Origin of the sequence: Bacteroides sedimenti, from assembly GCF_040365225.1 — a bacterium.
In the GTDB taxonomy this organism is placed as follows: domain Bacteria; phylum Bacteroidota; class Bacteroidia; order Bacteroidales; family Bacteroidaceae; genus Bacteroides; species Bacteroides sedimenti.
Window position 1 is genome coordinate 1 of sequence record NZ_AP028055.1, and the last position, 17,562, is coordinate 17,562.

Sequence of the window (17,562 nt, forward strand, 5' to 3'; positions counted from 1 at the left end):
CTATCTTTTACGTAAAGAAGCTTCAATTTCTTCTACTTCCGCCCGGAATGTTTTATCAACATCAACCTGCCCTTTTACAATCTTGCAAGCGTGTAGCACAGTGGCGTGGTCTCTGTTTCCTACTAACTGACCGATCTTTGATGAAGAAGAATCTGTATGTTTCTTAGATAGGTACATGGCAAGCTGGCGTACCTGAACCACCTCTCTCTTGCGAGATTTGGAGTGAATGGCAGATGGGTCAATATCAAAATGCTTGCACACCTTATCGATGATATCTTCGATAGTGATCACCCTCGTTTCGCAGCGAACCGCTTTGCGCACAATTCTTTCAGCCAGCTCAATATCTATCTCTTTATTGTAGATAGTAGAGTGTGCCATAATAGAAATAACTATACCTTCTAAGTCACGTACACTTTCATTCACGTTTTCGGCGATATATGTAATCACTTCTTCCGGGAATTTCAAACCGTCGCGATGAATCTTATTCTTTAGGATATTCTTTCTTAGTTCTACATTCGGTTTTTCCAGTTCAGCAGTCAATCCCCATTTGAAGCGGGTAAGCAATCTGTCTTCCATGCCTTGTAATAAAATAGGGGCACGGTCTGAAGTCAGTATCAATTGTTTCCCGTTTTGATGCAGGTGATTGAATATATGGAAGAACGTGTTCTGTGTTTTAGTGAGACTGGCAAACTCCTGTATATCGTCAATAATTAATACATCAATGGATTGGTAGAAGTTGATGAAGTCATTAATGGTATTGCTTCGTACAGAATCTGTATATTGTACCTGGAACAAGTGAGCCGATACATAAAGTACTCTCTTGTCAGAATAAAGTTCTTTGATTCGTGTCCCTATTGCATTAGCAAGGTGTGTTTTGCCCACACCGGATGCTCCATACAAGAACAGCGGATTAAAGGTTGTCTTGGCCGGATTTACTGCAACCGCTTCTCCGGCAGTTCTGGACAACTTATTGCTATAACCTTCGATAAAGTTTTCAAAGTTATAATTCGGATTCAATTGTGGATCCAGATCCAGAGGTGAAGGCGCTTTCAGAGTGCTAGGCGCTTTGTTGCCGTTACGGATGATTGCTCGTTGCGGAATAGCTGTAGAGCGATTGGTTGCTTCCAAGTCAACCGAAGCTTTAGAACTATTATCCACAATGACACGATACATCAGTTTTGTTCCTTCTCCGATCTCCTTATATAAGGTTGCACGGAGTAACTCTACAAATTTGTCTTCCAGAAATTCATAAAAGAACTGGGAAGGAACCTGTACAGTCAGCGCATTGTCCTCAAATTTAAGGGGAACAATAGGAACAAACCACGTGTTGTAAGTAGTCTCAGGCACATTGTCGCGTATCACACGGAGACAACGATTCCATAGACTTACATGGCTGGAATCAATCATAAGGCTATTAATACATTTAATAATTTGATGAAACTTCTACTATTGCAAATTTGGGAATCTTATTCCAGAAAAACAAATGTTATTTTTAACTTGTTTTTTTAATAAAATTAATAAGTTGTTTAATTTCAGCATCTTATCTGACTTTACTTGCTGGAAAGCTTGAAAATAGATTTTGTTTGTTTGTAAGTATTTGATAATCAAAAAGATATAGTGTTATTTTGAAAGTAAAACAGCTCTTGGTTTCTTTTTCAACTATTTGAATATACTCATCTATTAATGGTGAAGTTAGTCGTTATTCTTTAATATAAATTAATAATTTGTTATTTAGACAAAATCTATTTTATACATTTTTTTTCGACTTACTTTCGCCCGAAAATTGAAAAGTGAACATAGCGTTTTGGGTTTGCTTTCAAGTCTTGCAGTAAGAGCGATGCATTGGCTCCGGTATTCGATAAATTTCGGTACAATGAACTGTCATTAAGCAGTAGTCCGAGTGAGTTATCTTTTCTGTTTAGTTTTGCAGTAACCATTTTCACGTTGGCCATGGTAGAATCGATCTTACTGAATGTAGATGCATAGTCAATTCCTTTCAGGTTATTGCTTACAGCTATAAGATTATCTCCAATAGTGTTTACCTTATTTGTCAACTGAGGTACATCATTATTCATAAAGCTCCGCAACTGAGTTGTTGTTTCAGCAAGGTTATCGGCAGTCTTTCTCACAGACTTCAATGTTGCCGGTATATTAGGATCGGCTGCAATCTTATTCAGCGAAGTCAAAATTGAGTCTAATTTAGGCAGCATCTTTTCCATTTGCGGCATAACTGATTTTGTAACAGCTTCCATCAGGCCGTTGTTAACAGTTCCAGGGATTGTATCTCCAATGGAATATGCTTCGTTAGGATTAACAGCCAAAATAATATTCATCTTTACTGTTCCCAACATTTCAGTTACCAGTTCGGCATGAGTACCCTTCGGAATTCTCATAGCATTATCAAGTTCTACTTCCACAGTGACGTTTCCAGGATGTTCATAATCATAAAATATATCACTTACAATTCCTATCCTAAAACCATCTGCAAATACCGGACTTGATTTGGCCAGTCCTTGAATATCTTTGTATTTTACATAAAAGTAGCTGCTGGGTTTAAACAAGTTTACCCCTTTCAGATAGTTGATGCCATATACGAGCATGCATAAACTTACTATTCCTGCAATTCCTATCTTAACCTCTTTTGTAAAGTATTTCATTTCTGTTGTTTTTTATGTTTATGCTTATTTATTTTCTGTTACTTTTAAACTCTTTGATAGCTTCATTGACGTTAATTTTCACTCCATCCTTGAATGCAATGATGAATGAATCCTTGAACAAGCCTGCTATTTGTTTTTTTATTTTCAGAACTTCATTATAATTCTCCGATGCTGCATAGGTATACTTAAATGTTCCCTCCTCGTTGTAACATTCGATTGGAGAGAGTTCCTTAAATCTTTTATCGTTTTCCTTCAGCTTATTTCCGGAAGTGAGTATCTGAATTTTGAATATCAAACCGCTTTGGTTTGATGATTTATCGATTTTCTCCTCTTTATTTTCTTTTCTGTTAATTCTGGCATTCAGGCTATTTTTTACTATATCATCTTTTTCTTTAGCGGTAGCCTGTTCTTTTTCTGTAGCAGATTCTCTAACCTCTTTCCGACTGTTTGTAGTTGCAGAATCTTTCTTTTCAGTGCTTGAAACTGGAGTTGTTTTTATATCTGCCTTTGAGTCATCTTCATCATCCGGACGATAGGGCACTTTTGTTTTAGAATGCCGCACATCATGCTTTATTTTATATTGTTCGAAGGCCTTAAAGATAGCTCTTGCCAATGCGTTAGTTCCTTCTTCCGTGTTCAGGTATTGCTCTTCATCGGGATTGGAAATAAAGCCAACTTCAGTAAGTACGCTCGGCATGGCTGTTGCTTTTAAAACCAGGAAAATATCCTGATGCACTCCCCGGTCTGGTCTTCCAACATGGGTTCTGTACTGTTTCTGAATTAATGTAGCCAGATTAACACTTTGCTCCATGTGCTTATCCTGAATAAACTCAAACATGATGTATGATTCAGACGAGTTCGGATTAAAACCGGCATACCGTTGCTTGTAATCGTCTTCCATCAGAATTACGGAGTTTTCACGTTTGGCAACCTCCAGGTTAGCGCTCGAACGGGAGAGACCCAGTGAAAATGTTTCGGTTCCTCTGGCTGCTTTACCAGGGGCAGCATTTGTGTGAATAGATATAAACAAATCTGCATTTGCATTATTGGCAATTTCAGCCCGTTTGTCAAGCGGGATAAAAACATCCGTTTTACGAGTATATATTACTTTTACATCGTTGCAACTTTGTTCAATAATGCGTCCTACCTTCAATGCAATATTGAGGTTGATGTTTTTTTCGCGTGAAAAATTTCCAATGGCACCCGGGTCATGTCCTCCGTGTCCAGCATCAAGAACTAATACAAAATCTTTTCCGGATACCGGAATGCATCCCACGGTTGCCAACCAGATGCAGCTGATTAAAGTAAGGGTATGAATGATACTTTTTTTCATTTTTCTACAATAATGCACAAATGTAGTAGAATTTTCCTGAAAACTTACTATTAATCTTTAAGTTTTCTCTTTATTTAAGGGAAAGTTTAAATTCTTTCTTTTTTGTTAAAGAATATAAATACAAATTGAACGGAAGTTTGTTTATAGATGCTTATGCACGGGGTTAGAGGATGATTAGTATTTAATCTGGTTATTCTAAATTTATAATAGAATTATTTCTCGTATCAATTGCAATATAAATGGCTGTTTCAAATTGGATACCATTTTTGTCTTATGATTTCCAATTATGAAACAGCCTCAATTATTGAACCAGCATCTCAAATACTAAATGTTATCGTATTCATTTACAGTCTATTTAATTCCTTATGTGAGAAATAGTAATAATGACACTGAATATTTTTATACTGGCTATAAATGTAATAGCGTTTTATTTGAAGTTAAGCCTGTAACTGAACCCTACTTTTCCCCAGAATCCGGGTTGAGGAATATTGCCCAAGTCGTAATACTTACGGTTGAGCAGGTTGTTTGCTTCCGCAAAAATTGAATAGTTGCGGTCAGTCCACATTAACTTCATATCGAGCAGACAGAAAGATGGATAAGGCACCTCCTCTGCCGGCTTCAGATTCACGTATTTGGTATAGCTTCCTTCACGATCCTGCCAGCGAAATGCCCAATTTGCGCTCAGCTTCCGCCAAATCTGATGATCGATGGTGAGCACCAGTTTATGTTTGAGATAGTCGAGTGCATAGTTAGATTTATATACATCTCCAATCTCTTTGTCTTGAGTGATATAGGAATAGCCTAAAGTAGCTTTCTTCAGTAAGCTCGTATTTCCCAATAATCTGGTAAAGTTCAACGTTGCCATGGCTTCAATTCCCATATTGTTTAGTTTTGTATGGTTTACGGTTTGCCACTTATCGTCGGCGTTGAATTTTACCCAGTCAATCATGTTTTCCCCTTTCCGGTAGAATGCACTTACAGAAGTTTGTAATGCATAAGAGGAGTATTTGGTTCCTATTTCAAAAGCCTGTGTTTTCTCCGGCTTCAGGTATGGGTTTCCCTGATTGGTCTTGCTCTCATAATAGAGATCGGTAAATGTGGGCAGGCGCAGTGCCATGTTCCATGAAGCAAAAACTTTCAGCCCTTCAGTCAGCCGGTATGAAGCATCTACTCCGGGATATAAACGGAACTTATGATCCAGCCCCGTATTCATCGTGGCCATGAGTCCGAATGACATGGTAAAGCGAGGCAATAGAATGTCGTGTTCCAGATAATAGCTGATGTTTGTCCGGTTATCCTTCTTCGTGAAGTAATGGTCTCCTTCACCGGGAACTTTCACTGGTTTGTCCATCAGTTTACCTAGGACATTACTCAATACTCCTTCGTTTCGAAATTCTGCACCGAAGGCGGTTTTACCTGCCAAAGAGTTAAAGTAGGCATTCAGGTTGGTTCCGAATACATCAGTCTGGTGGTAATTATGAGTTGTATACCACGAGGCAGGGTTGTCACGGAATAGCTCGAAGCGGTCGTGCCCACGGTTCCAGTAGATAAGCGGAGTAAAATGGATTTTTCCTTTAGTCTCTGCTTGTACCGATGCGAAGTACTTACGGGTATGTTCGTACTGGTTGGGGTAGGCGGCCGAATAAAAAGTATTGGCTCCGTAACCTTTGTCACTCACGCCTGCCTGCCAACGGATATCGGCTTCCTGACCGGAATATTCTCCCTGGTAGAAAGCCCTGAGCGTTTCGAAATCGCTGTTGGCTATGTATCCATCTGAGCGACCATATCCGGCCGACAGCTGGTTGCTTACCTTTCCTTTTGTGAAGTTTCCACTAACTCCCCCATTGAACAGCCCGTATTGTCCGGCAGACAGGTTAACGGCAGCATGACTCTGCTTGTCGTTCCTGGTCACAATATTGATGGCTCCGGAAAAAGCCGAAGTACCGTATACTCTTGCGGCAGGCCCCTCAAGAATCTCAATACGTTCAATGTCGTTCATGTCTACTGGAAAATCGGCCGTGAGGTGGCCTGTTTGGGGATTGCTGATGTTGGCCCCGTTAAGAAGGATAGAAATCTGGTCGAAAGTTCCGCCCCGGATGCTGATGTCACTCTGAATACCCAATTCGCCCCGCTGACGGACATCCACGCCAACGGCATACTCTAGCAGGTCATTGATACTTTGTACCGCCGCCTTCTGAATATCTTCACGCGAAAGTACAGTTACAATTCTCGCCGCTTCACCCAAAGTGAGCGGTACGCGGCTGCCGGTCACTTCAATCTCTTCGAGCTTGTATTCCTTAATTTGCTGAGAGGTTTCGGTCTGCGCAAATACAGACTCCACATTGGCAAAGGCAAGTGTAGTAATTGCCAGGACGCCAATATTGACCTCTTTCTTCAAACTACAGAATACAGCATACGACTTGTGATTGAATTGCTTCCATCTGGCAGCACGTCGTTCTGTAAACAAGTTTTCTTTCATTTAAATTAAAATTAAAATAAAAAATCGGCCCAAAGGTAGTATATTTCTTTATTTCGCCGTTACTTTGCACCCGAATTCTAAAGAAGATGATAATGCTGAAGTTCTTGAAAAATTGGTCTTTGCCTCTAGCAATGATTACCGGAGCCATTGGTTACCAGTTCTTTTCCTTGTTGGCGCCCTTTACCCCATTCCTGATTTTTACCATGTTACTTTTAACATTTTGTAAGGTTTCGCCCCGTGAACTGAGATTTGAAAAGTTGCACTTCTGGCTTATCGCTCTCCAACTTATAGGTAGTTTATTGATATATTTCTCCATTGCCGGTTTTAATTCTGATGTTGCCGAAGGTGCGATGATTTGCATGCTAGCCCCCACTGCTACATCGGCAGCAGTAATAACCGGTATGCTGGGTGGAAGCGTCTCCTGCCTGACTACCTATACTTTACTTTCAAATGTGGTGGTGGCATTATCAGCTCCGGTTATATTCTCGCTGATGGGGAACAACAGCACAATGCCCTTCTTTTCCTCCTTTTTCTATATATGCAAACAGGTCTTCCCTGTATTGATACTTCCATTTATCTGTGCATGGTTCATTCAGGCAAAACTGCCGAAAATACATAGCAAAGTGCTGAGTATGCCAATGGCCTCTTTTTATTTGTGGACGGTTGCTCTTGCCATAGTGGTGGGGAAGACGGTTGCCTTTCTGGTGAATCAGAAAAGCACCAACTACACCAATGAAATACTGGTTGCTGCCTCGGGGTTAGTAATCTGTTGTCTGCAGTTTTTTCTGGGAAAGAGTATCGGTGGACATTTCAAGAATCGTATATCGGGAGGGCAGGCTCTTGGTCAGAAAAATACTATCCTTGCCATCTGGATGGCACAGGTTTATTTAAATCCCATTGCATCGGTAGGACCGGCTTCGTATGTTTTGTGGCAAAACACCATCAATTCCTGGCAGCTGTGGAAAAAGAGAAAAAAAGATGAGGCTGCTTCCCAACGTCAGTAAAGAAACAGCCTTCGTTTGTCAATAGCCTATTGTAAAACGCTCGAAGTGGTGCTGGGGAACTTCAAGTTCATCTATCATGGCTACTGCATAGTCTTGCACGGAAATCTTACTTTCTCCTTCGGCATCAGTCACCAGATTGTCTTTCCCCAGTCTGTACTTTCCGGTACGCTCTCCGGGAGCAACGTTGGCAGCAGGCGAGAAGAATACCCAGTCTATCTCTTTCTCATTCTCACGCAGTGAATATAGTATTTCGGCTAGTGCCTTTGCTCCGGGTAAAATGGTCTCTTCCAGCACCCCCATGTCTATCAAACGCACCCCATTGATGAGCAGGCTTCCGGCACCTCCTACAATCAACAGTCTTTTCACTCCAGCCTTTTTACAACCTTCCAGGATAGATGGATAGGCCTTCATCGTGTCTCTGTATAGCTCCGGATTAGTCCATCCGGGATTGTATGCACTGATAACAGCATCTAGTCCCTCAACAAGTTCCTTAACAGTGTCTGGGTTCATTACATCTCCCCTTCTGATAATCAAGTTTGGATGATCAATCGTTATCTTTTCAGGATTGCGGGCTATTGCCGTTACTCGGTGTCCTCTGTTCAGTGCCTCTTTCAGAAGTGCTGACCCCACAAAACCGCTTGCTCCAATGATTGCAATATTTTTCATTTTGATAGCTTTAATGAATGTTCCATTTATTAATAACAATGCAAGAGGTCAAACAGTTTATTTCTGCGTTTGGGTAATTGTTATTTTACCCCACAAAAGAGATCCGTTCGTTTAAAACAGGAGGTCGTAAAACCTGTCGGTTGTAGAACCTGATGGATGCAGATTATAATAGTTTAGCAAAGGCATAATGTCCGAAACATAGCAGGTGTCCATGTTGTTGGAGAAGGCAGTTCTTTCTCTCATCATTAAAGAGCTATGATGGGTGGTTTTCAAAGAGAAAGAGCCATTCCCAACCTATATTGTGTGTTGGATATGGCTCTTTTATTGTTTTTTGACGTTGACTAATATCAAGTTTAGATCATTTAGATTGAAACAATTCCGTTAATCGCCAGACTTATATTATCAATTGTAATTGTCGTTTCTTTAATTCGAAGAATTCGTTTTCAGTTAATCAGTAGTTCTTTCTATTCTTTCAAATAAGGGAAATATCAGAATGACTTATCAACTAAAAACTGAAAGTTTTGGCAATTACTCTGTGTAAAGCAGGTATTTTGCTCTCATCTTTTTGTACTTTGCCAACTCTTTCTGCCATCCGGCCTTTATCTCTTTTTCACTTTTTCCTTCAATAATTTCTTTACGCACTGAAGCGTCGCCCATTAACTGGTCGAACCAGCGTGGACGACTGATGAAGTCGGCTCCCTGGCCTGATTTGTTATAGAAATCCATGAAGTACTTCAAGGTAAATCCTTTTATGCGCGGTGCCTTTCTAAGATCTTCTCCATAGCATACCTGATCTTTATGCATAGGATTTTTGTCAAATCCGGCAAGTGAAGTTGGCGTGAAGGTGAATTCACCGAACTTTTTATCCGGCGCTCCGATAACTTCAAACGGGAAATAGGTTCCTCTTCCAACACTGATGTTAGTTGCTTCAAAAAGACAAAGGGAGGCATAAAGATTAATGGCTTGATCATTGGCCAAATTGGGAGAAGGCTTTACCGGAAGTGAATATGGTTGACCATGTTTCCAGTTTTTTACTTTAATTACTGTAAGAGCACATTTCTTTTTTCCTTCGAGCCATCCTTCACCGTTAATCATTTGTGCCAATTCTCCTACTGTACAGCCATGAAGGAGCGGTATAAGATCCATGCCAACAAAAGAGCGTAAAGAAGGTTTCATCACTGGTCCGTCCACAAAGTCGCAAGGGTTGGGGCGGTCTGCAATAATCATTTTCTTGTTATTTTCTGCACAAGCTTCCATTACATAATGCATTGTGCTGATATAGGTATAAAATCGGGCTCCCACATCCTGAATATCGAACAAGACAACGTCTACATCACTCATCTGTTCAGCCGAAGGTTTTCTATTCTTTCCGTATAGAGAGATAATTGGAATTCCTGTTTTGCTGTCTTTCCCATCAGTAATTTTCTCTCCTGCATCTGCATTCCCCCTGAAACCATGTTCAGGCGCAAACACTTTCTTCACTGAAATGCCGCTTGCAAGCAGAGTGTCTAATAAGTGAACCTTTTTCTCTCCAACAATAGAAGTGTGATTTACCACTAATGCTACCCTTTTATTTTTGAGTAGTGAAAGCAATTTGTCCATCTGTTCAGCACCTACTTTCACTCCTGTAGCAGAGTTTACATTCGAAGCAGCATAATGTGTCAAGCTCTTGCCTTCAGATGCGTGTACATTGAATGGCATGCAGAGTAACAGCGCTGCGCATAGTGACTGAAAAATTCTTTTTTTCTTCATAAATACGGTTTTCGGTTAAAGGGTTAATTATTGTTTTAATATTACATTGTTGTATGGATATGGTATCTCTATCTTTTCTTTATCAAAACGTTCCTTAATAGATTTCAGCAGATCGCATTTCAGAACAAAAGCATTTCCAGCATTTGCTGCCCATGCCCATGCTTTCAATGTTATAGCCGAATTTCCGAGTTCGATCACCCGAACCATTACCTGAGGCGTACCTGCCTGTTTGTCTTCGGCAGATCGACGATCAATCAGCAAGGGGTGCCTCATTATTTCATCTCTCATCACCTCAATGGCTCTGTTCAGGTCGGTATCATACGAGACACCGACTTCAATGAAGCTACAAGTGTCTTGTTCTCCAATAGTTGAATTTACGATGGTGCTGGAGTTGATTTTACTATTAGGGATAATTATCATACGGTTGTCCAAGCTCTTGATTACTGTATGCCGTAGAGTAATTTCGGCAACAGTTCCGTTGACTACTGCATCGATCATGATTGAATCTCCAATACGGAAAGGTTTTCCAAATACGATGAACAATCCGCTGACAAAATTAGATAAGGCTTCCTGAGATGCGAAACCGACGGCCATTGCCATGATTCCGGCTCCTGCAAGGATGGAGTTGCTGACTTTTTCCATTCCCGGTATTAAAGAGAGAAAAATACCTGTACCAATTATGTATATGGCATAAACAAGGATACGCTGTACAAAGCTCTCAGTTGTTTGGTCAAGAAGAGCAATTTTATTTCTTCTTCTTCTTTGAGAACGTCTGAATAAATACTTGGTAAATGAAACGGCAGCCTGGGTAATTGCATATATCAAAACGGCTTTTACACAGAATGTAATTGCTTTTTCAATGCTAATATCCCAAAAAGAAGCTGCTTTCTCAAGATTAATATTTACCTTATCAAGATTAATATTCAAAATGGTACTGCAGAAAAAGTCGTGTAGATTCATGTTTGTTATTCTTATATTTAGTAATATTGCACAAAATTATTTATTTCCACCGAAAAAGCAAGAATATAAATATAATGAATGTGTTAGAGATTATTAATAAGTATTATAAACCTGGAAGACAACTGGATATTTTACTCACTCATAGCAGGGCAGTTGCCGATAAAGCATTACAAATTGCTTCAGACCATCCTGAATTTAATCTCGATAAAGTTTTTCTGGAAGAGGCTTGTATGATTCATGATATCGGAATATTTCTAACAAATGCTCATGGTATCGATTGCGTGGGTACTGAGCCTTATATTTGTCATGGTTATCTGGGAGCCGATTTAATGCGCAAAGAAGGATTCCCGCGTCATGCACTTGTGTGCGAACGGCATACTGGTGCCGGAATATCTGCACTTGATATTGAGAAAAATCAGTTGCCCCTTCCTCATCGCGACTTTCTTCCCGTATCCATTGAGGAACAGGTGATTTGCTTTGCAGATAAGTTTTTTTCTAAGACTCATCTTGATCGTGAAAAAAGTGTGGAGGCAGCCCGGAAAAGCATCTCAAAATTCGGTTGTGAAGGATTAAAACGATTTGATACATGGTGTGAGATGTTTCTATAGCTGAAAAAAATATTTAAATAAACTGAAAGTCGTTAATATTTGGTGGATATTGCTTACTTTTGCCCATTCAAGCGTAAATGCAAAATTGATGACATCACTAAAACTAAAAACATATATAATCCCGCTTTTTATTCTTGTCATGACTCTTTCTCTTTCAGATGGAGTTCATGCGCAGAGGAGAAAACGAAGTACCTTGTCTTCCGATACAATTAAGACTGATACAATTGCAAATGATTCGCTGACTGGAAAAACAAAGAAGAAGCAGATGCTTGACGCTCCGGTAGCATATGAGGCTTCTGACTCTATTGTTTTTACAAAAGGTGGTTTTGCGCATCTTTACGGAAAGGGTAAAGTGAATTATCAGAAAATAGAATTGACCTCCGAAGTGATAACCATGAACATGGATAGTAGCACCGTTTATGCAAGAGGGGTGCCTGATTCTTTAGGAGTTGAAACCGGATCACCGGTTTTTAAAGATGGGGAAACACCTTATGAATCAAGAACAATTCATTACAATTTTAAAAGTAAACGAGGATACATTAAAGACGTTAAGACTAAGCAGGGAGAAGGGTTTGTTGTTAGCTACAATGCCAAAAAAAGCTCTGGAGATGAGCTTTTTATGGAAGATGGGAAATATACCACTTGTGATAACGAAAAACACCCTCATTTCTATCTGCAGCTTACACGGGCTAAAGTGAAACCTAAAAAGAATGTGGTGTTCGGACCTGCATATCTTGTTGTGGAAGATGTGGCCTTACCAATTGCCGTTCCTTTTGGCTTTTTCCCTTTTACCAGTACCTACTCTTCAGGATTTATTATGCCAACCTACGGCGATGAAATGAACCGGGGTTTTTATCTGCGTGATGGCGGATATTATTTTGCTTTGAGTGATTACATGGATTTGAAGTTGACCGGAGAGATTTTTACTAAAGGTTCCTGGGGATTAGGCGCTTCAACTAATTACAATAAAAGATACAAATATTCTGGTTCTTTGAGTGCCAATTATCAGGTAACCAAAACGGGTGATAAGAATATGCCCGACTATTCGGAATCAAAGGATTTTAAGATCAACTGGTCCCATCGGCAAGATTCAAAAGCAAGCCCTAATAGCACGTTCTCTGCCAGTGTAAACTTTGCTACCAGCAGTTACGAGAAAACAAATCTGGGAAGCTTTTATAATCCTGCTATGTATTCTCAAAATACAAAAACTTCTAGTGTAAGCTACACCCGGAATTTTCCTGATCAACGCCTCACACTTTCAAGTACTTTCAACATAGCTCAACGTACCAAAGATTCAACATTGTCCGTAACGCTTCCTGATATGAATTTATCAATGAGTCGCATATTCCCTTTTAAAAGGAAAAAAGCGGTAGGAGAAGAACGATGGTACGAAAAAATATCAATGAGCTATAATGGTCAATTACGTAACAGTATTACTACGAAAGAAAATCAGTTTTTTAAATCGAGCCTGGTAAAGGATTGGCAGAATGCAGTAAACCATTCAATTCCAATCAGTGCGACTTTCACCTTGTTCAAATACTTCAATCTGACACCCTCTTTCAATTATACCGAGCGCTGGTATACATATAAAGTAAATCAGTCCTGGGATAATGCCAGAAATGCCGAGAGAAGAGATACAACATATGGCTTTAACAGGGTTTATAACTATAACATGAGTTTGGGGCTTAGTACTAAGCTCTATGGTAGATATGTGCCGTTTAAAGCCATTAATGCCCTCTTTGGGAATAAGATAGACGCTATCCGCCATGTCATTACACCAACCATCAGCCTCAGTGCACAACCCGATTTCGGTGCACGTCATTATGGATACTGGGATACTTATACGTATACAGATGCCAATGGTGAGGTCCGCATGAAAGAGTACACACCTTACGAAGGAGCTCTGTTTGGTGTTCCGGGTAAAGGTAAACAAGGGAATATAAGTATGGATATATCCAACAACCTGGAGATGAAAATTAAATCAGACCGCGATTCAACAGGTGTGAAGAAGATTAGCCTGATTGACGAACTGGGTGCAAGCATGTCTTATAATATGGCGGCTGTAACAAAACCATGGAGTGATTTGTCTATGCGTCTTCGAATGAAGTTCTCGCAACGGTATACATTAAATTTAAGTACCTCTTTTGCAACGTATGCTTACCAGTTTGATAAGAATGGCAATGTGTTTGTAGGAGATAGGACTGAATGGTCTTACGGTCGTTTCGGACGATTCCAGGGGTGTGGGTCTTCTTTCTCTTACACCTTTGATAATAATACCTGGAAGAAATGGTTTGGTAAAGAAGAAGAGAAGAAACAGGATAAAAATAAGCCGAGTGAAGAAACAGCAGCTACAACTGAAGGAGAAGAACCTAAAAAACCGAAAGAAAAGAAAGCTGATGTTGATTCAGATGGTTATCTTCCGTTCAATATGCCCTGGTCGTTTAATATTTCCTACTCGTTTAATTTTAGGGAAAACACCACAGCTAAAATTAATGAGAAGAATATGCGTTATCCATATAAGCTGACTCATACACTGAGTGGAGGAGGCAACATAAAGATCTCTAATAAATGGTCTTTCTCATTCAACGGATCGTATGACTTTGATGCGAAACAAATTGCACAAACCTCCTGTAATATAACCCGCGACCTCCACTGCTGGAGTATGACTTGCAACCTGAATCCTTTTGGCAGATGGCGTTCATACAACTTCACCATCCGTGCCAATTCAAGTATGTTGCAGGATTTGAAATGGGAACAGAGAAGCAATATGTCTTCCAATATCAAGTGGTATTAAACATCAATTGAAATAAAAACAGTAAGAGCGGGTCTGGAATATTCAGAACCCGCTCTTACTGTTTTTATGGAACTCTTATATTATTTTGATTTGATCTGGTCTGATCTGGTCATTACCAGATAATCGGTTCCTTTCCATGTTCTGTAAGGTACCGGTTGGCTTTGCTAAAATGCCTGTTTCCGAAGAATCCTCTGTAAGCCGAAAGGGGGGAGGGATGAGCTGAAGTAAGTATCAGGTGCTTGTTTCGGTCAATCATAGCACCTTTTTTTTGTGCATACGATCCCCATAAAATGAAGACCAAATTTTCGCGCTCTTCTGCCAAATGGCGAATTGCTGCATCGGTAAACTCTTCCCAACCTTTTCTCTGGTGTGAGCCAGCCTGATGGGCCCGTACGGTTAGAGTTGCATTCATCAGCAGAACTCCCTGTTCGGTCCATCTTGTAAGATTACCACTTTTAGGCGGTGGAGTTCCCAAATCACTTTCAATCTCTTTAAAGATGTTCTGCAAGGACGGAGGAAATGGCACACCATCATTTACAGAGAAGCATAAGCCGTGTGCCTGTCCCGGTTCATGATAAGGATCCTGGCCTATAATCACTACCTTTACCTTATCGAACGGACAGCTGTTAAACGCATTGAAAATAAGCTTTCCCGGAGGATATACAGTGTAATTTGCATACTCGAACCTTACAAAATCAGTAAGCCGACTAAAGTAGCCGGCTTCAAATTCTGGTTCAAGATGCTGTTTCCAGCTTTCCTCTATCTGTACATTCATCTCTCTTAAATTAAAGGCATGTTGAGTTCATCACATTCCTTACGCATATCTGCAGGCCAGATGCTTGCCTGGATCTCACCAATGTGAGCTTTACGCAAATAGAACATGCAAAGGCGAGACTGGCCTATACCACCACCGATGCTCAGAGGTAGGGTACCTTCTATTAGTCTTTTGTGGAAATAAAGATCCTTACGGCTTTCCTGGCCGCTTTCATTCAATTGTCTTATTAGCGCCTCTTTATCTACGCGAATACCCATTGATGAAAGTTCCACGGCACGATTCAGAACATCATTCCAAACCAGCAGGTCGCCGTTCAGTCCCGGTAGTCCATTTAATCCAGGAGTTGAATAGTCATCATAATCCGGTGCACGCAAGTCATGCTCTATGCCATCACCCAATTTGCAGCCGATACCGAAGATAAACACGGCACCGTATTTTTTAGTAATTTCATTTTCACGTTCTTTCGGCTCAAGTTCCGGATACAGTTGACGGAGCTCTTCAGCATGTATAAAGAATAGTTTTTCCGGAAGGCATGGCTTAATCTGAGGGTACATCTCATACACCATGTATTCTGTACGAACCATAGCTGCGTAGATGCGGTTTACAATCTCTTTCAGGAAGTCAATATTACGGTCTTCAGCTGTTATAACACGTTCCCAGTCCCATTGGTCTACATAAAGTGAATGTAGATTGCCTAGTTCTTCATCAGAACGGATAGCATTCATGTCGGTATAAATACCATATCCTGGTTCAATGCTGTAATCGGCCAGTGTTAATCTTTTCCATTTAGCCAGTGAATGTACAACTTCAGCCTCCTTGTCACCAAGTTCCTTAATTGGGAAAGAAACAGGACGCTCTACTCCGCTAAGGTCGTCATTGATCCCCATTCCCTTTAATACAAATAAAGGTGCTGTTACGCGTCGGAGTCGTAACTCAGATGATAAGTTTTGTTGAAAAAACTCTTTTATTTGTTTTATGCCTAACTCGGTTTGTTGTAAATCAAGTATCGGCGTGTAATTTACCGGTTTTATAAGGTAGCTCATAGGTTGGTTTTTAATTAATTGGTCGGCAAATATACATACTATTTATTAATATGCTATTATTTATTCATAAAATATTAGCATAATGTTGTGTTAAATAGTTAAATCTATTTCAAAATAATAGTTTAATGTTTAGCCAATATTCGGATAAATAGTGTTTATTTTATGTATATTATTGAGTTTTATTGCAATAGGAATTATCTTTTTTAAAGAAGAAAGCAATTATTTCATCCGTTTTTTTCATTTATCTATTGTGTATGGCAGATAGAGATGCAGTAATTTTCAATGTTTTGAAGGAAAATAAATGAAATATTAGGAAACATGCATCTCTTTTTGTACTTTTGCAATCACAAAAAGGTTCCGTAGCTTAGTGAATAGAGCGTCAGATTCCGGTTCTGAAGGTCGTGGGTTTGACTCCCACCGGGATCACAGAAATGAAAATCAGCTAATTAAATCCTATGCAAGAGGATTTTTAGCTGATTTTTTTATTTACATGCTATACTGTATGATGCAGAAACAAGGATTACTTGTAAAATACAGAGGTAATAGTCATTTAATGATGAACATGCCATTATGCCTTTAAAGCTCAAACTTCTTAAGCATTCAATGGCATGCAAAAGTAAGAGGAGTTGCCAGTCGTGAAACTTAAAACGAACTTACAATCATATTCGTACACCACGAAAATCTCTATCTCCCCTTTATATGGAGAAATAAGGCATAGTTCATCTCACATTTATTTTACCCGTTATGAATTTGGTTTTGTGGCCCGAAGTTCTTTTAGAAGTTCCTCCCAGGCATTGCAGAACGCCTGCATGGATGGAAAAAGAATATTGGCGCCGGCATCCAGCAGAACTTTATCCTCCAACGGTCCGGTGTTAACTGCAACGGTAAATATTCCTGCTGCCGAGGCGGCTTGAACGCCCAAAGGAGCATTTTCTACCACTATTGCCTCGTTTGCCATCAGGTTTCCTTTATTTAGAGCCATTAGATAGGGTTCAGGATGAGGCTTCCCAATTTTTACATCGAATGCTGTCACCATCAGTTCTGGTTTAAAGATATTTGGGAAGTTATCGTTCAGGCGATTTAGCAATGTAGCTTGTCCAGATCCGGTAACCACCATCGAAAAGAGTCCATCGCGTTTTACTTTGTTCAGTACCTCCCAGGCGCCATCCATTTTTTCGGCTTCCGGAAGTTTGTTGAACGCTTCGGTTTTTGCTTTATAGATTTCCTGAATCTCCTTTTCGGTTGCGTTTCGGCCATACTGTCTCTGGCAGATGATATTGATCGTTCCTGAGCCTGTTCTGCCTTCGTGCAGATATGCTTCCTCTTTTGAAAGATGCAAACCGCGTTCTTCCATAATCATATGCCAGGAGTTGGCGTGGTGAGGCATGGAGTCGAACAGTACGCCGTCCATATCGAACAAAACGGCTTTAATAGGGATTGAAGAATGTTTTTGGGTCTTTAGATATTGTTGAATAGCAGTTCTAAACATAG

General features: G+C 40.0%; 14 protein-coding genes and 1 tRNA gene. 4 read left to right on the forward strand and 11 right to left on the reverse strand.

The genetic code is table 11. The features are described from left to right. The 4 genes from dnaA to ABWU87_RS00020 form a co-directional block, all read right to left on the reverse strand. Complete coding sequence (gene dnaA, locus ABWU87_RS00005; RefSeq protein WP_353332063.1) at positions 1-1,407, reverse strand: chromosomal replication initiator protein DnaA; 1,407 nt, start codon at positions 1,405-1,407, stop codon at positions 1-3. A 359-nt stretch (positions 1,408-1,766) separates the two neighbouring features. Continuing rightward, on the reverse strand, positions 1,767-2,657 hold the full coding sequence (locus ABWU87_RS00010) for an MlaD family protein (RefSeq protein ID WP_353332065.1): 891 nt from the start codon (positions 2,655-2,657) through the stop codon (positions 1,767-1,769). A 28-nt stretch (positions 2,658-2,685) separates the two neighbouring features. Further along, positions 2,686-3,990 (reverse strand): N-acetylmuramoyl-L-alanine amidase family protein, encoded by a 1,305-nt coding sequence (locus ABWU87_RS00015; protein ID WP_353332067.1) that lies wholly within the window; start codon positions 3,988-3,990, stop codon positions 2,686-2,688. A 427-nt stretch (positions 3,991-4,417) separates the two neighbouring features. Beyond that, positions 4,418-6,469: a TonB-dependent receptor plug domain-containing protein gene (locus tag ABWU87_RS00020; protein ID WP_353332069.1), complete on the reverse strand. Its 2,052-nt coding sequence runs from the start codon at positions 6,467-6,469 to the stop codon at positions 4,418-4,420. 92 nt (positions 6,470-6,561) lie between these two features. Here ABWU87_RS00020 and ABWU87_RS00025 point away from each other — a divergent pair, with 92 nt between their 5' ends. After that, on the forward strand, positions 6,562-7,473 hold the full coding sequence (locus ABWU87_RS00025; protein ID WP_353332071.1) for a bile acid:sodium symporter family protein: 912 nt from the start codon (positions 6,562-6,564) through the stop codon (positions 7,471-7,473). Between the two features lie 18 nt (positions 7,474-7,491). Here ABWU87_RS00025 and ABWU87_RS00030 read toward each other — a convergent pair whose 3' ends face one another. The 4 genes from ABWU87_RS00030 to ABWU87_RS00045 form a co-directional block, all read right to left on the reverse strand. Then, positions 7,492-8,139, reverse strand: a complete 648-nt coding sequence (locus ABWU87_RS00030) for an NAD(P)-dependent oxidoreductase (RefSeq protein ID WP_353332073.1) — start codon at positions 8,137-8,139, stop codon at positions 7,492-7,494. Between the two features lie 111 nt (positions 8,140-8,250). After that, positions 8,251-8,385, reverse strand: a complete 135-nt coding sequence (locus ABWU87_RS00035; protein ID WP_353332075.1) for a hypothetical protein — start codon at positions 8,383-8,385, stop codon at positions 8,251-8,253. Positions 8,386-8,667: 282 nt separating this feature from the next. Next, a complete protein-coding gene (locus ABWU87_RS00040) occupies positions 8,668-9,891 on the reverse strand; it encodes an exo-beta-N-acetylmuramidase NamZ family protein (RefSeq protein ID WP_434533894.1) in 1,224 nt (407 codons plus the stop codon). 27 nt (positions 9,892-9,918) lie between these two features. Next, positions 9,919-10,851: a mechanosensitive ion channel family protein gene (locus ABWU87_RS00045; protein WP_353332077.1), complete on the reverse strand. Its 933-nt coding sequence runs from the start codon at positions 10,849-10,851 to the stop codon at positions 9,919-9,921. Positions 10,852-10,925: 74 nt separating this feature from the next. Between ABWU87_RS00045 and ABWU87_RS00050 the strand changes: the two genes are divergently transcribed. Together ABWU87_RS00050 and ABWU87_RS00055 are read left to right on the forward strand one after the other, a co-directional pair. Further along, positions 10,926-11,459, forward strand: a complete 534-nt coding sequence (locus tag ABWU87_RS00050; RefSeq protein ID WP_353332079.1) for an HD domain-containing protein — start codon at positions 10,926-10,928, stop codon at positions 11,457-11,459. Between the two features lie 88 nt (positions 11,460-11,547). Continuing rightward, positions 11,548-14,253, forward strand: coding sequence for a putative LPS assembly protein LptD (locus tag ABWU87_RS00055; RefSeq protein WP_353332081.1), 2,706 nt, complete (start codon positions 11,548-11,550; stop codon positions 14,251-14,253). 112 nt (positions 14,254-14,365) lie between these two features. Here ABWU87_RS00055 and ung read toward each other — a convergent pair whose 3' ends face one another. After that, a complete protein-coding gene (gene ung, locus ABWU87_RS00060) occupies positions 14,366-15,028 on the reverse strand; it encodes a uracil-DNA glycosylase (protein ID WP_353332083.1) in 663 nt (220 codons plus the stop codon). A gap of 5 nt (positions 15,029-15,033) precedes the next feature. Next, entirely contained in the window at positions 15,034-16,071 is a 1,038-nt protein-coding gene (gene asnA / locus ABWU87_RS00065; protein ID WP_353332085.1) for an aspartate--ammonia ligase, read from the reverse strand. A gap of 353 nt (positions 16,072-16,424) precedes the next feature. Here asnA and ABWU87_RS00070 point away from each other — a divergent pair. Further along, positions 16,425-16,497, forward strand: a tRNA-Arg gene (locus ABWU87_RS00070). Positions 16,498-16,813: 316 nt separating this feature from the next. Here ABWU87_RS00070 and ABWU87_RS00075 read toward each other — a convergent pair. Continuing rightward, a complete protein-coding gene (locus tag ABWU87_RS00075; RefSeq protein WP_353332087.1) occupies positions 16,814-17,560 on the reverse strand; it encodes an HAD-IA family hydrolase in 747 nt (248 codons plus the stop codon). Positions 17,561-17,562: the final 2 nt, after the last annotated feature.